Below are 13,996 nucleotides of genomic sequence, written 5' to 3' on the forward strand. Positions count from 1 at the left end.
GTCACGGGACGTCTCCGAGTCGGTGGGCGGACCCCCTCACAGCCGACGAACAGCCACGCCACCCGGGCGGCACACGCCCGCTCCGTAGACACGGACCATGAGCACCCCGACCCCACCCCCGCACGACCCGCCCGCCGTCCTGCGCCCGCGCCGACGACGATGGCGCGTCGCGCTCGTCGTGGCCCTCGCCGTGCTGCTCCCGCTGGGAGGCGCGACGGCGTGGGCGCTGGACCGGTTCGTCGTCGAGCACGTCGAGATCGCCGACGTGACGGCGTACGAGGCGTCCCGGAGCTCCGACGCGGACGGGACGTCGGACCACGGCACCACGGCGGACGACGGCGCGGGCACCTCGGCCGGCACCGCCGCGGGCGCCGCGACCGTCGACGGCGACACCTACACGTCGGACGGCACGCGCATCACGGTCTCCCAGGTGACCACCGGCTCGGGCGACGACACCGTGACGTACTACGTGGCCGACGTCGTGCTCTCCGACATGACGGACCTGCGCTCCGCTTTCGCCCAGGACGCGTTCGGCACGAACATCACGGAGACGACGTCGGACATCGCCGCAGACCACGACGCCGTCCTCGCGATCAACGGCGACTACTACGGCTTCCGCGACACCGGCATCGTCGTCCGCAACGGCGTCGTGTACCGGGACGAGGGCGCGCGCGAGGGCCTCGCGCTCTACCGCGACGGCCACGTCGAGGTCTACGACGAGACGTCGACCGACGCGCAGGGCCTCGTCGACGCCGGGGTTTGGAACACGCTCTCGTTCGGGCCGGCACTCGTCGAGGACGGCGAGGTCGTAGCCGGGATCGACGACGTCGAGGTCGACACGAACGTCGGGAACCACTCGATCCAGGGCGAGCAGCCGCGCACGGCCCTCGGGGTCGTGGGCGAGAACCACCTCGTCCTCGTCGTCGTGGACGGCCGCCAGGAGGGCTACTCCCGCGGCGTGACCATGACGGAGCTGGCCGGGATCCTCCAGGACCTCGGCGCGACGACCGCGTACAACATCGACGGCGGCGGGTCCTCGACCCTCTACTTCGACGGCGAGGTCGTCAACAGCCCGTCGCAGGGTCGCGAGCGCGGCACGTCCGACGTGCTCTACGTCGCGGACGGTGTGTGATGGCCGCAGCGACCACGCGCGCTGCTGCCGCGGTGCCCGTTGCGCACGCCGCCCGGACCGCCGTCGTCGTCCCCGCGTACCAGCCCGACGCGCGGCTCGTCGCGCTCGTCGACGCGCTGCGGGCCGCGGTCCCGGGGCTGCCGGTCGTGGTGGTCGACGACGGCAGCGACCGGCGGTGCGGGGGAGTGTTCCGCGCGGTGCGTGCGCTGGGCGCCGTCGTGCTCGCGGTGCCGGTGAACCGCGGGAAGGGCCACGCGCTGCGCACCGGCGTCCGGTGGGTGCGCGACCGGTTGCCCGGCCACGGCGTCGTGTGTGCCGACGCGGACGGGCAGCACACGGTCCTCGACGTGCTCCGCGTGGCGGCGCGGTCGCAGAGCGAGCCCGACGCCGTCGTGCTCGGCGCACGACGCTTCGCAGGCGACGTCCCGCTGCGCAGCCGCGTGGGCAACGCCGCGACGCGCTGGGCGTTCACGGCCGCGACGGGGACCCGCGTGCGCGACACCCAGACCGGGCTGCGCGCCTACGGGCCGGGCCTGCTCGACGACCTGCTCGCCGTGCGCGGCGACCGGTACGAGTACGAGCTGCGCGCGCTCCTCGACGCGACCCGCGCAGGCCGCCGGATCGTCGAGGTGGACGTGGCGACGGTCTACCTCGACGACAACGCGTCCTCCCACTTCCGGCCCGTCGCCGACTCGCTGCGCGTGTGGGCTCCGCTGCTGCGGTTCGCCGCGTCGTCGCTCGGGTCGGCCGCGGTCGACGTCGTCGCGCTGCTCGCGCTGCACGCGCTCACCGGGTCGCTCCTCGCGGCCGTGGTGGGCGCGCGCCTGCTCAGCGCGGGCGTGAACTTCGCCGTCAACCGTCGCCTCGTGTTCGCGGACGGGCGCGACGTCCCGCTGCGCGCCGCCGTCGTGCGGTACGCGGCGCTCGCGGTCGTGCTGCTCGCGGCGAGCTACGGGCTGCTCGCGCTGCTGACCGGGCTCGGCGTGCCGCTCCTCGCGGCGAAGGTCGGCACCGACGCGGCCCTCTTCGCGACGAGCTACGAGGTGCAGCGGCGGGTCGTGTTCGCTCGCCTCACCCCTGGACGGCGCGCTGACCGGCGTCGTGCCGTTCGACGAGCGCGGGAACGTGGTCGCGCGCGGTCCAGCGTCGGCCGACCCACTTGATCACCTCGACGAGCAGGAAGACGACGAGCGCGAGCCCGAGCGTCTTGCCCCACTCGACGACGTCGATGGGTGCCGAGTCGAACCAGGAGTGCATGAACGGCGCGTAGACGAACACGGCCTGGAGGGCGAGGAGCGTCACGGCCGAGATCCAGACCACCCGGTTGCCGCGCAGCACGTCGAGCGTGAGGCTCGACCGGTCGAGGAACCGGCAGTTGAACAGGTACGCGAGCTGGCCGAGCGCGAGCATCGTCACGGCCGTCGTCTGGGCCTCGGCGATCGGGACGCCCTGGGCCCGCTCGACGTAGAACAGCAGGATCGTCGCGCCGCCGATGAGGAGCGAGACGAGCAGGATGCGCCGCACGTACGCGCCGTCGAGGATCGACGCCTTGGGGTCGCGCGGTGCGCGGCGCATGACGTCGGGCTCCGCCTTCTCGTACGCGAGCGCGAGCGACAGCGTGACGGCGGTGATCATGTTGATCCACAGGACCTGGACCGGCTGGAGCGGCAGCGTGAGGCCGAACAGGACCGCGACGAGGATGACGAGCGACTGCGCGCCGTTGGTCGGCAGGAGGAAGAGCACGGACTTGCGGATGTTGTCGTAGATCCGCCGCCCCTCCTTCACCGCGCGCTCGATGGTCGCGAAGTTGTCGTCCGCGAGCACGACCTCTGCGGCCTCCTTGGTCGCCTCCGTGCCCTTGATGCCCATCGCGACGCCGACGTCCGCCTGGGTGAGGGCCGGCGCGTCGTTCACCCCGTCGCCCGTCATGGCGACGACCTCGCCGTGCGACTGGAGGGCGGAGACGATCCGGATCTTGTGCTCGGGGCTCGTGCGCGCGTACACGTCGACGTCGCGCACCACCTGGCGCAGCCTCTCCGTGCTCATCTCCTCGAGCTCGGGACCGGTCAGCACGGCGGGCGCGACGTTCTCGCCGGTCCCGTCGTGGGGGTCAACGATGCCCATCTCGCGGCCGATCGCGAGGGCCGTGCCCGCGTGGTCGCCCGTGATCATCTTCACGCGGATGCCCGCGTCGCGGCATTCCGCGATGGCCTCGATCGCCTCCGGTCGCGGCGGGTCGACGATCCCGACGAGCCCGCACAGCTCGAGGCCGTCCGCGACGTCGTCGACGTCGAGGTCGTCCGTGCCTGCGACCGCGGTCCGCCGGGCCGCGGCGAGCACGCGCAGGCCGCGGCCGCCGAGCGCGTCGATCTGCGCGTCCCAGAACGCACGGTCGAGCGGCTCGGTGCCGCCGTCCGCGCCGACCTGGGTCGTGCACCGGTCGAGCACGCGGTCCGGCGCGCCCTTGACGTGCACGTGCAGGCCGCCGTCGGGGTCCGCGTCGAGCGTCGCCATGAACTTGTTCTCGGACTCGAACGGCACGACGGCGACGCGCCGCCACCCCGTGGGGTCGACGCCGGCCTTCATGCCGAGCGTGCGCAGCGCGCCCTCGGTCGGCTCGCCCACGAGCCGCCAGCCGTCGGCGTCCGACTCGTCGGGGACGATCCGCGCGTCGTTGCAGAGCATCATGACGGTCGCCAGGGCGGCGAGGTCGCGGTCGTCGGAGAGGTCGGCGTGCCTCGTGCCCGACGCCGGTCCCTCGCCCGCGCCGTCCGCCTCGCCCGGTGCGCCGGTCGCCTCGGGGCGGGGTGCGTCGTCGGGCACGGTCACGTCCCCCACGGGCGCGTACCCCGCGCCCGCGACCGCGAACGTGCGCCCGCTCGTGCGGACCGTGCGCGCCGTCATCTCGTTCTTGGTGAGCGTGCCCGTCTTGTCCGAGCAGATCGTCGTCACCGACCCGAGCGTCTCGACCGCGGGCAGCTTGCGCGTGATCGCGCGGCGGCGGGCCATCTGCTGCACGCCGAGCGCGAGCGTGATCGTCACGAGCGCGGGCAGGCCCTCCGGCACCGCGGCGACCGCGAACCCGATCGACGCCGAGATCAGATCGGGGACGGTGAAGTCGTGGAAGACGCGGCCGATGATCACCATGACCACGGCCATCGCGAGGATGAGCACCGCGAGCAGCTTGCCGAACCGGTCGAGCTGGCGCGTCAGCGGGGTCGCGAGGCTGCGGACCTCGGAGATCATGGTCTGGATCCGGCCGATCTCCGTCGCGGTGCCCGTCGCGGTGACGACCCCGACGCCCTGGCCGGCGGCCACGAGCGTGCTCGAGAAGAGCATGCTCGACCGGTCGCCCACGCCCGCGTCCGCCCCGACGGCGTCGACCGTCTTGGCCGCCGCGACCGACTCGCCCGTGAGCGCCGACTCCTCGACGCGCAGGTTCGTCGCCTGGATCAGCCGGACGTCCGCCGGGACCCGGTCGCCCGACCGCACCCGTACGACGTCGCCGGGCACGACGTCGTCGGCGTCCACGCGCGCCCACGCGCCGTCGCGCCGCACCTCGGCGTTGACCGACAGCATGTTGCGGATTCCCTCCAGCGCGCTCTCCGCGCGACCCTCCTGGATGAACCCGATCGCCGCGTTGATCACCGCGACCGCGAGGATGACCGTGAAGTCGACCCAGTCGCCGAGGATCGCCTTGAGCACCGCGGAGACGAGCAGGATGTAGATGAGGACGTCGTCGAAGTGGACGAGGATCCGCTTCCACAGCGGGTCCCGCTGCGGCGGGGGCAGCCGGTTGGGCCCCACCTCCGCGAGCCGGGCCGCGGCGTCGGCGTTCGAGAGCCCGCCCGCGTCCGTGCCCAGCTCGGCCAGGACCTCGTCGGGCGGGCGCGACCACGGCGCGTCGAGCGAGCGCTCGGCCGTGCCTGCGGAGGTCGTCGAGGTCGGCGTGGCGGGGGTCGGTGCAGCGTCCGGCGCGGATCCCATGACCCTATTCGACCCCCGATGCCCGGATCGCGCGAGAGACGAAAGACCGTGAGCCGCGCCACGTCACCGGTCAGGCCACGTCACGGGTCAGCGCGAGGAGAACGGGTTCACGACGGGAACGCCGCTGTCGACGAAGTCCTTGGTGTTCCGGGTCGCCACGGTGAGCCCGTGGGCGAGCGCGGTCGCGGCGAGCAACGAGTCGACGACGGGCAGCGGACGCGTCGCGGGCACGGCGGGCCAGCGCTGCGCGATCTCGAGCGTCACGGGGAGGATCCGGTCCCCGTACGTCTCCTCGAGACCATGGACCCACGTCTCGAGGGCGGCTGCCCGTGCGGCATCGCGGGGCACGAGGCGCTGGACACCTGTGCGGATCTCGCCGACGGTCAGCACCGAGAGGTAGATCTGATGGGTTCGGAGCCCGCCGAGCCAGGCGACGACCTGCTGGTCCGCGCGGGGCCGTACGAGCTCGGAGACGACGTTCGTGTCGAGCAGGTACCTCACGCGTCGATCCCGAGATCGAGCTCACGCATCGGAGTCCGGTCGCGGACGATCTCGAGGTCGTCCGTCGTGGGCGCCTGGAGGAGGTAGTCGGCGAGCTCCACGCGGACCCCGGCGAGCTCGTGGTAGAGGTCGATCCCGACGACGACGGCGATCTCCTTTCCGTGCCGTGTGATGACCTGCGGGCCGTTCTCGGCTTCTCGCAGGACCTCGCTGAGGCGTTGCTTAGCGTCCTGGACCTGCCAGCTCATGTGAACCTCCACCACCCTTTCCGTCTGGACAGTCTAGACAGAGTGTCTGGCTGGAGCCAAGGCCCGTGGCCGTGCTGGGAGAATCGACGCGTGAGCGACACCAGCACCCGGGCCGGCCTGCGGGTCGTCCACGTCCCCGACCCCGCCGACGACCGCCTCGCGGACTACAACCGGCTGACCGACGTCGCGCTGCGGTCCAAGCACGAGCCGGAGAAAGGGCTCTACATCGCGGAGAGCTCGACGGTCATCCGGCGCGCGCTCGCCGCGGGCCACCGGCCGCGGTCGTTCCTCATGGCCGAGCGCTGGCTCGACGACCTCGCCGACGACATCGCCGTCCTGCCGGTCGACGACGCCCCCGGCGGGACTGGTGAACAGGTCCCGGTCTACGTCGGCGCGCCCGACGTGCTCGAGGCGATCACCGGGTTCCACCTGCACCGCGGGGCGCTCGCGGCGATGCACAGGCCGCCGCTGGAGTCCGTCCACGACCTGCTCTCGGCGGCCCGCGGCGGGACGGGGGCGCGGCGCGTCGCCGTGCTGGAGGACATCGTCGACCACACGAACGTCGGCGCGATCTTCCGCTCGGCCGCCGCCCTGGGCGTGGACGCCGTGCTCGTCTCGCCGCGGTGCGCGGACCCGCTCTACCGCCGCTCGGTGAGGGTGAGCATGGGCACGGTGTTCCAGGTGCCGTGGACGCGGTTCGAGACGTGGCCGGGCGGGCTGGACGTGCTGCGTGCCGAGGGCTTCGTCGTCGCCGCGCTCGCGCTCGCCGACGACGCGGTGAGCCTCGACGACGTCGTGGCCGACCCGCCGGAGCGGCTCGCGCTCGTGCTCGGCACGGAGGGCGACGGCCTCTCGCGCGGCGCGATCGAGGCGGCCGACCGGGTCGTGACGATCCCCATGGCCGGGGGAGTGGACTCGCTCAACGTCGCCGCGGCGTCGGCTGTCGCGTTCTGGGCGACGCGCGTGCCCTGACCTGGACCGACCGGCTCGGAGGGCAGTTCCCGGCGTCCGGGAACAATCGAACGCGGCGGCGCGTTGGGCTCGTGTCCGTACGTCGTACGAGAAGAGGTTTCGTGCCGGTCCAGCCCTCCCCGTCCCTGCCTGTCACCGATCACCACGACCACCACGATCATGCGACGCGCGCCGTCGCCGAGGAGCAGCAGCACCTCGACGCCGCGCTCGCGCGGCGGTCCCAGCTCCTCGCGGAGCTCGACGCACAGCTCACCGTGCCGACCGACCCGGACCTGCCCGGCGCCGAGGGCGTCGTCGAGCGCTCACGGCGCGCCGGCCTGCGCCGTCGGCGCACCGAGCTCGAGCGCGCGGAGAGCGGCCTCGTCTTCGGCCGCGTCGACACCGTCGACGGCGTCACGCGCCACGTCGGGCGCGTCGGCATCGCCGCCTCCGACGACGACGCCGACCCGCTCGTCCTGGACTGGCGCGCCGACGGCGCCCGCGCCTTCTACACCGCGACCGCGCGCGAGCCGCGGGGCCTCGCGCGGCGCCGGCACGTGCGGACCGCGGGGGAGCGGGTCACCGGCGTGGACGACGAGCCGCTCGACGGCTCGGCGACCGGGCCGGACGACGAGGACGGTCTCGTCGGCGAGGGCGCGCTGCTCGCCGCGCTCTCCGAGCGCCGGACCGGCCGCATGGGCACCGCGGTCGCGACCCTCCAGGTCGAGCAGGACGCGATCGTGCGGGCCCGGGCCGAGCAGACGCTCGTCGTGCAGGGCGGTCCGGGGACGGGCAAGACGGTCGTCGCGCTGCACCGGGTCGCGTACCTGCTGTTCACGCACCCGCACCTCGCGGAGCGGGGCGTGCTCCTGCTCGGCCCGTCCCCGCGGTTCCTCGAGTACGTGGCGCAGGTGCTGCCCGCGCTCGGCGAGACGGCGGTCGTCTCGGCCACGTGCGACACGCTCGTCCCCGGCGTCGCGCCCGAGCGCGGCGAGGACCGGGACCTGGCCGAGCTCAAGGGCCGCGCGCTGTGGCAGGACGTCGTCGCGCGGCACGCCGACTCCCTCGTCCCGGACGCCCGGGCGCTCACGGTGCGCCTCGACGGCGAGCCGCTCACGCTCGACGCCGCCCGGGTCGGGCAGGTCCTGCGCGCGGCCCGGGCGGGCGGCCGGAGCGTGCTCGCCGCGCGGCGCCGGGCCGTGGACCTCGTGCTCGACGCGCTCGTCGACGAGGCCGCGGCGCGGCACGTGGAGCTGCTCGAACGCGTCGAGGAGGGTTTCGAGGACGTGCTCGGGAAGCTCGATGCCGGGCTCGCCGCGCGCGACGACCGCGCCCCCACGACGGGCGCGCGCGGCGGCGACGTCGACGGCGAGCTCACGGACGGCGACCTCGACCGGCTCCGCGGCGAGCTCGCGCGCGACGCCGGGTTCACGGCGGTCGTCGACGCGTGGTGGCCCGTCGTCGACGCCCGCACGGCGCTCGCGGACCTGCTGGGGGACGCCGCACTGCTCTCGCGGCACGCGCCTGAGCTCACGTCCGCGGAGGTCCGCCGGGTGGTGGGCGAGCCTGCCGCGCTCGCGCCGAGCGACGTCCCGCTCCTCGACGCGCTCGCCGACGCGCTGGGCACCCCCGACGCGCCCGGCGAGCAGGGCGAGTTCCTCGCGCAGCGCGCGGCGAGGCGCCGCGACTGGGTCTACGGGCACGTCGTGGTAGACGAGGCGCAGGAGCTCTCGCCCATGCAGTGGCACATGGTGCTGCGCCGTTGCCCGACCCGGTCGGTGACCGCCGTCGGGGACGTCGACCAGACCGAGGCGCCGCACCGCCACACGGACTGGGCGGACGTCGTCGGCCCGGTCTTCGGCGACCGCTGGCACCGCGCGGACCTGACGATCTGCTACCGCACGCCGCGCGAGGTCATGGAGCTCGTCGGGCCGGTGCTGCGCGCGGCGGGCAGCCGCAACGCACCCCCACGCGCGGTGCGCGACGCGGGGGTCGCGCCGCGCGACGTCGTCGTGCCCGCCGGCACCGCGGGCGCGGCACTGGGTACGGTCGTCGCCGCGGAGGTCGCGCGCCTCGCGGAGCGGTACGACGGCGGTTCGGTCGGCGTCGTGGCGCCGCGCCACCGTCTGGCGCACCTGGGCGCCGCCGTGAGCGGGTTCCCCGTGCTCAGCACCTCGGAGGCGAAGGGGCTCGAGTGGGACGCGGTGGTCGTCGTCGATCCCGACGGCATCGCCGCAGAGCCCCGCGGCTGGAACGGCCTGTACGTCGCGATGACGCGCTGCACGCAGGAGCTCGCGCGCGTCACCGTCGGCGCCCCCTCCGGCCGGGTCTGAGGTCCCCGCTCAGTCGCGGGAGGTCGACCGGGCGAACCGGTCGACCTCCCGCACCACGACCTCCACGAGCGACGGGTCGCCGAGCGGGAGGAAGTGGCCCGCGAGGGGCAGCTCGACGTTCCGCCCGCCCTCGAGCCGGCCCGTCTCGGGGATGTGCGGGTCGAAGCGCGGGTAGACGGCGGTGATCCGGGCGTCGACCTCGTGCTCCGCGGCGAGCGCGAGCAGCGCCGCGTCCCGCGGGGAGAACGCGCGCAGCGTGCGGCCCAGGAGGTAGCGCGCGTAGCTGGAGCCGTTGAACGGCGTCGCGACGGCCACCATGCCGGCCACGCGCGACCCGGCGGGCGAGAGCATGACGCGCTTGCCCACGAGACCGCCCTTGCTGTGCGCGACGAGGACGACGTCGTGCAGGTCCGTCTCCACGAGGAAGGCGGCGGTGCGGTCGGCCGCCTCGGCGAACGGGCGCCGGTTGTACCCGAGGCCGGGTACGGCGTGCACCGGGTGCCCGGCCCGCGCCAGCGCCGTCGCCACGGGCGCCAGGAGCTGCCACGTCTCGTAGACGCCCGGCAGCAGCACGACGGGGTCGCGGCCGCCCGGGCCGCGCGGGACGGGACGTCGCGACCGGACGAGGCCCGCGACCTGGCGTGCCGCCACGTACGCGTAGTCCGCCGCGCGGTCGCGCAGCCGCAGCGTCCCCGCCCACCGGGGCGCCCTCACGCGAGCCCTCCCGCGGCGAGGACGGCCGCGACGACGCCGTCCGGGTCGGCGTCCATCGCGTGGTGCCGGCCGCGGACCTCGCGGCACGTGCCGCGTGGCACGGCGAGCGCGAGCTCGCGGCACCACCGGCGCGGCGCGACGGGGTCGTGCGCGCCGCGCAGCACGACGACGCGGCCCGGCACGCGCGGCAGCACCTCCTCGAGCCGGTGGCCCAGCATGGTCCGCACCTGGCGCGCGTAGTACGGCAGCGAGCACCGCAGCACGTAGTCGACGGCCAGCGTCGCGAGCGCGCGCGGCCGCTCGCCGACGGTGTCGCGCGCGAGCCGCAGCGCCTGGCGAGGCGCGGAGCGGGCCCGCCGGTCCGCCGTCGGGCCGATCAGCACCCCGGCGGGCGCCTCGCGCGGGTGGTCCGCCATGGCCTGACCCACGACCTGGGCGCCCATCGAGTGGCCGACGAGCACGACCGCGGGAGGAGGGCCGCCCGGGGCGTCGAGGACGTGGCGGCGCACGTAGCCCGCGACGACGGCCGCGTGCTCCTCGATCGGCACGTTCCGCTGCGCGCGCGGGGCCGCGCCGAAGCCGGGGAGGTCGATCGCGTGCACCGCGACGGTCGGCCCCGCGCCCGGGCGCAGGAGCGCCCTCCGCACCGGGTCGAACGCGCGCGACGAGGACCCGACGCCGTGCACCAGGACCACGACGAGCTTCGGCGCGTCCGCGCCCGACACGTGCGCGACGGCGGTGAGGTCGGCGACCGGGAAGCGCACGTCCACGGTGTCCGGTCCCGGCCGGGTCGGGGCGTGCGCGGTCATCGCACCAGGATGGCGGGTCGGGTCGGCCTCGCGCGCGGCGGGCGACGCCGTCGTGTCACGCCGTCCCCGATGGACCGACGCCGGACGCGACGGAGCGGGCCCGGGGACCGGACCCGCTCGGTCATGTCGCCGGTGGCCGGCGGGGCTGCGCGTCGGGGCGTCAGCCGACGTCTCCGCGCCAGGCGCCCGTCTCGGTCCCGCGCGACTCGATGAACTCCTTGAACCGCGCGAGGTCGCCCTTCACGCGGCGCTCGTCGAGCTGGAGGACGTCGCCGACCTTCTCCACGACGCCCTCGGGCGACCAGTCGAGCTGGACGGTCACGCGGGTCTGCGTGTCGTTCAGCCGGTGGAACGTGACGACGCCCGCGTGGTCCGGTCCGGACGTGCTGTTCCACGCGACGCGCTCGTCGGGGTGCTGCTCCGTGATCTCCGCGTCGAACTCGCGCTCGACGCCGCCGATCTTCGTCCTCCAGTGCGTGTGCGTCGGGTCGAGCTGCCGGATCTCCTCCACGCCCTCCATGAAGCGCGGGAACTCCTCGAACTGCGTCCACTGGTCGTAGGCCGTGCGGACCGGGACGTCGACGTCGATCGACTGGGTGACCGTGCTCATCGGTGTGACCTCCAGGGGTAGCGGGCGGTACCTCTCCACCCTGTCCGGGGTCACGTTCGCTCGCGCGTCGAACGAGCCGCGCTCACTCGAGGGCGTTCGACGGGTCCCCGGACGCCGGTTCCGCCGACGTGCGGCGCCCGCCGAGCGAGGCGTCCTCCATCTGCTCCGCGTCCACCACGCCGAGCTCGTCGAGCAGGAAGAGGAACGCGCGCGCGTACGGGTTGTCCTCGACCCGCGCGCGGACCTCGGGCCAGTCGATCTGCTCGCGCATCGCGCGCGCGACCGGCAGCAGCCGCGAGAAGTCGCAGTAGTGCTCGCCGACGACGCGCAGCTTCGACGTCATGATCTCGGTCGCCGAGAGGACGGGCATGCGGACCGCGAGCACCTCGAGCTCGTCGGTCCGGGCGAGGAGGTCGTCGTCGATCGGCTCGCCGACCATCCGGTAGAGGACGTCGATGAGCTCCCCGCCGTGGTACGCCTTGAAGAGCCAGTTCTCCGTCGGCTCCGTGATCTCGAGCCCGGCGGCGCGCAGCACCTCGCGCGCGCGGTCCACGTCGACCTCGCGGATCGCGAAGTCGGCGTCGTGGCTCGGCTCCGGCGCTCCGCGCGCCCACGCGGCGTACCCGCCGACGAGGGCGTGCGGGATGTCGGCCTCGGCGAGCGCCGCGGCGGTCATGCGGAGGCCGTCGTGCAGCGCGTCCCTGTCGTCCACCATGCCCAGGGTCTACACCACTCGCGGTGCGCTGGCACGCCACCGTGCACTCCCGGTCGCGCGAGGCCGCCCGTGGTCGAGCGCGTGCGACCCGGAGCCGACGTACCCAGAATCGGGAGGGTGCGCCTCGCGACGTTCAACATCCTGCACGGGCGGTCGCTCGTCGACGACCGGGTCGACGTCGACCGCTTCGCCGGCGCCGTCCGCGACCTCGACGCGGACGTGCTCGCGCTCCAGGAGGTGGACCGGGACCAGCCGCGCTCGCACCGTGCTGACCTCACGGCGGTGGCGGCGCAGGCGGCGGGCGCCGTCGAGCACCGGTTCGTCGCGACGCTCGTCGGCGAGCCGGGCGTGTGGACGGCGCCGACGGGGGAGCATCAGCCGGGGCGGGCGGCCTACGGGATCGCGGTCGTGAGCCGGTTCCCCGTCACGGCATGGCGCACGGTCCTGCTGCCCGCGCCCCGCACGCGCGTCCCGGTCCGGTTCCCCGGCAGCCGCCTGCCGACGCTCGTGCGCGACGAGCCGCGCGCGGCGCTCGTGGCGCGCGTCGAGGCGCCGGGCGGTCCGCTGACCGTCGCGTGCACGCACCTGACGTTCGTGCCCGGGCGCAACCTCACCCAGCTCGTGCGGCTCACCCGGTCGCTCGCCGCGGAGACCCCGGACGGCGAGCCCGTCGTGCTGCTCGGCGACCTCAACATCGACGCCCCGCAGGCGGCCCGCACGAGCGGGTGGCGACCGTTGGCCTCGGCCGCGACGTTCCCGGTCGGCGAGCCCGCACGCCAGCTCGACCACGTGCTCGCCCACGGCGCCGTGCGCGCGACGGAGCCTGGGGTCGCGGTCGACACCGGCCTGTCCGACCACCGCGCGCTCGTGGTCCCCGTGGCCCTGGGCGGGGAGCACCACGCCTCCCCGACGCGCGCCCACGCAGCCGACGAGGACCATGCGCCCCCGACGGCCGCCGTGGGCGAGCCGCGTCGGGGCGCCGCGCGGACGGTCGAGGACTGACGCGGCGCGTCGCCCGTGAACCGCGTCACACGCGTCGGAGGGGCTGTTCCGACAGGGCGGCATAGATTAGCCTCACCTATGTGAGTGCACCCTCAGTTGTTCCGAGCCCGGTCGCCGCGTCCGGCGCCCCGGCGCTCGCCGGGCACGACCTGCGGCTGTCCTACGACGCGCGCACCGTCGTCCACGGCGCCGCGCTCGAGCTCGCCCCCGGGGCCGTGACGGCCCTGATCGGCCCGAACGGCTCGGGCAAGTCGACGCTCCTGCGCTCGCTCGCGCGCCTGCACCGCCCCGACGCCGGGACGGTCGCGCTCGACGACGCACCCGACGCGCTCGCCCTGCACCCCAAGGACTTCGCCCGGCGGGTGACGCTGCTGTCGCAGAGCCGGCCCACGCCGTCGGGCGTGAGCGTGCGCGACGTCGTCGCCTACGGGCGCCACCCCTACCGCGGCCGCTTCCGCGCCAACGACCCCGACGGCCCGCGCGCGATCGCGCACGCCATGGACGTCACGGGCATCACGACCATGGCCGACCGCGGCGTCGACGAGCTCTCCGGCGGCGAGCTGCAGCGCGTGTGGCTCGCGACGTGCCTCGCGCAGGACACGCAGGTGCTCCTGCTCGACGAGCCGACGACGTACCTCGACCTGCGCTACCAGGTCGAGCTGCTGGACCTCGTGCGCGACCTCGCGACGGAGCACGGCGTGGCCGTCGGCGTCGTGCTGCACGACCTCAACCAGGCGGCTGCCGTCGCCGACCGCGTCGTCCTGCTCCACTCGGGCGTCGTCCGCGCCACGGGGCCCGCCGACGAGGTCCTGACGTCCGAGCTCCTCACCGAGGTCTACGGCATCCACGTCGACGTCTACACCCACCCCCTCACGGGACGCACGTGCTGCGAGCCGCTCGGCCGGCACGCCGCGCGCCTCGACGCCGCCGTCCTCGTCTGACCTCGTACCACCCCGACGTACCACCCACCGACCCACCGCCCGGCCCCGACGCG

13 protein-coding genes are annotated in these 13,996 nt (G+C 74.8%); 6 read left to right on the forward strand and 7 right to left on the reverse strand.

The window, feature by feature from the left end:
- Positions 1 to 97 precede the first annotated feature (97 nt).
- Positions 98 to 1,132: a phosphodiester glycosidase family protein gene (locus AC6CH9_RS18115; protein ID WP_498156145.1), complete on the forward strand. Its 1,035-nt coding sequence runs from the start codon at positions 98 to 100 to the stop codon at positions 1,130 to 1,132.
- A complete protein-coding gene (locus tag AC6CH9_RS18120; RefSeq protein WP_498156146.1) occupies positions 1,132 to 2,295 on the forward strand; it encodes a glycosyltransferase in 1,164 nt (387 codons plus the stop codon). The genes AC6CH9_RS18115 and AC6CH9_RS18120 overlap by 1 nt, the downstream gene beginning before the upstream one ends.
- On the opposite strand, the gene AC6CH9_RS18125 is transcribed toward AC6CH9_RS18120, so the two are convergent.
- From AC6CH9_RS18125 to AC6CH9_RS18135, 3 genes are all read right to left on the reverse strand, one after another.
- Positions 2,204 to 5,119 (reverse strand): cation-translocating P-type ATPase, encoded by a 2,916-nt coding sequence (locus AC6CH9_RS18125; protein ID WP_498156147.1) that lies wholly within the window; start codon positions 5,117 to 5,119, stop codon positions 2,204 to 2,206. The genes AC6CH9_RS18120 and AC6CH9_RS18125 overlap by 92 nt on opposite strands.
- An 87-nt stretch (positions 5,120 to 5,206) precedes the next feature.
- The gene (locus AC6CH9_RS18130; RefSeq protein WP_498156148.1) at positions 5,207 to 5,620 is read right to left on the reverse strand and encodes a type II toxin-antitoxin system VapC family toxin; all 414 of its coding nucleotides are present in this window, start codon (positions 5,618 to 5,620) and stop codon (positions 5,207 to 5,209) included.
- Complete coding sequence (locus tag AC6CH9_RS18135; RefSeq protein ID WP_087472263.1) at positions 5,617 to 5,868, reverse strand: type II toxin-antitoxin system Phd/YefM family antitoxin; 252 nt, start codon at positions 5,866 to 5,868, stop codon at positions 5,617 to 5,619. The genes AC6CH9_RS18130 and AC6CH9_RS18135 overlap by 4 nt, the downstream gene beginning before the upstream one ends.
- Before the next feature lie 90 nt (positions 5,869 to 5,958).
- Between AC6CH9_RS18135 and AC6CH9_RS18140 the strand changes: the two genes are divergently transcribed.
- Together AC6CH9_RS18140 and AC6CH9_RS18145 are read left to right on the forward strand one after the other, a co-directional pair.
- On the forward strand, positions 5,959 to 6,840 hold the full coding sequence (locus AC6CH9_RS18140; RefSeq protein WP_498156149.1) for a TrmH family RNA methyltransferase: 882 nt from the start codon (positions 5,959 to 5,961) through the stop codon (positions 6,838 to 6,840).
- A gap of 101 nt (positions 6,841 to 6,941) precedes the next feature.
- Complete coding sequence (locus tag AC6CH9_RS18145) at positions 6,942 to 9,152, forward strand: HelD family protein (RefSeq protein ID WP_498156150.1); 2,211 nt, start codon at positions 6,942 to 6,944, stop codon at positions 9,150 to 9,152.
- A gap of 9 nt (positions 9,153 to 9,161) precedes the next feature.
- Here the strand turns inward: AC6CH9_RS18145 and AC6CH9_RS18150 are convergent, their stop codons facing one another.
- From AC6CH9_RS18150 to AC6CH9_RS18165, 4 genes are all read right to left on the reverse strand, one after another.
- Complete coding sequence (locus AC6CH9_RS18150; RefSeq protein WP_498156151.1) at positions 9,162 to 9,866, reverse strand: esterase/lipase family protein; 705 nt, start codon at positions 9,864 to 9,866, stop codon at positions 9,162 to 9,164.
- Positions 9,863 to 10,675, reverse strand: a complete 813-nt coding sequence (locus tag AC6CH9_RS18155) for an alpha/beta fold hydrolase (RefSeq protein ID WP_498156152.1) — start codon at positions 10,673 to 10,675, stop codon at positions 9,863 to 9,865. The genes AC6CH9_RS18150 and AC6CH9_RS18155 overlap by 4 nt, the downstream gene beginning before the upstream one ends.
- A 160-nt stretch (positions 10,676 to 10,835) precedes the next feature.
- Entirely contained in the window at positions 10,836 to 11,285 is a 450-nt protein-coding gene (locus AC6CH9_RS18160; protein WP_064316627.1) for an SRPBCC family protein, read from the reverse strand.
- A gap of 82 nt (positions 11,286 to 11,367) precedes the next feature.
- Positions 11,368 to 12,000, reverse strand: a complete 633-nt coding sequence (locus AC6CH9_RS18165) for a nucleotidyltransferase family protein (RefSeq protein WP_498156153.1) — start codon at positions 11,998 to 12,000, stop codon at positions 11,368 to 11,370.
- Between the two features lie 117 nt (positions 12,001 to 12,117).
- Here AC6CH9_RS18165 and AC6CH9_RS18170 point away from each other — a divergent pair, with 117 nt between their 5' ends.
- Both AC6CH9_RS18170 and AC6CH9_RS18175 read left to right on the forward strand, forming a co-directional pair.
- Positions 12,118 to 13,002, forward strand: a complete 885-nt coding sequence (locus AC6CH9_RS18170) for an endonuclease/exonuclease/phosphatase family protein (RefSeq protein WP_498156154.1) — start codon at positions 12,118 to 12,120, stop codon at positions 13,000 to 13,002.
- A gap of 80 nt (positions 13,003 to 13,082) precedes the next feature.
- Entirely contained in the window at positions 13,083 to 13,943 is an 861-nt protein-coding gene (locus AC6CH9_RS18175; RefSeq protein WP_498156155.1) for an ABC transporter ATP-binding protein, read from the forward strand.
- Positions 13,944 to 13,996: the final 53 nt, after the last annotated feature.

Source organism: Cellulosimicrobium sp. GQ32 (assembly GCF_059758455.1).

What these genes read in the sequence shown, in the direction of transcription:
- AC6CH9_RS18120 (WP_498156146.1), top strand. Translation starts at nt 1,132, where the DNA reads ATGGCCGCAGCGACCACGCGCGCTGCTGCCGCGGTGCCCGTTGCGCAC.
- AC6CH9_RS18160 (WP_064316627.1), bottom strand. Translation starts at nt 11,285, where the DNA reads ATGAGCACGGTCACCCAGTCGATCGACGTCGACGTCCCGGTCCGCACG.
- AC6CH9_RS18125 (WP_498156147.1), bottom strand. Translation starts at nt 5,119, where the DNA reads ATGGGATCCGCGCCGGACGCTGCACCGACCCCCGCCACGCCGACCTCG.
- AC6CH9_RS18135 (WP_087472263.1), bottom strand. Translation starts at nt 5,868, where the DNA reads ATGAGCTGGCAGGTCCAGGACGCTAAGCAACGCCTCAGCGAGGTCCTG.
- AC6CH9_RS18115 (WP_498156145.1), top strand. Translation starts at nt 98, where the DNA reads ATGAGCACCCCGACCCCACCCCCGCACGACCCGCCCGCCGTCCTGCGC.
- AC6CH9_RS18155 (WP_498156152.1), bottom strand. Translation starts at nt 10,675, where the DNA reads ATGACCGCGCACGCCCCGACCCGGCCGGGACCGGACACCGTGGACGTG.
- AC6CH9_RS18165 (WP_498156153.1), bottom strand. Translation starts at nt 12,000, where the DNA reads ATGGTGGACGACAGGGACGCGCTGCACGACGGCCTCCGCATGACCGCC.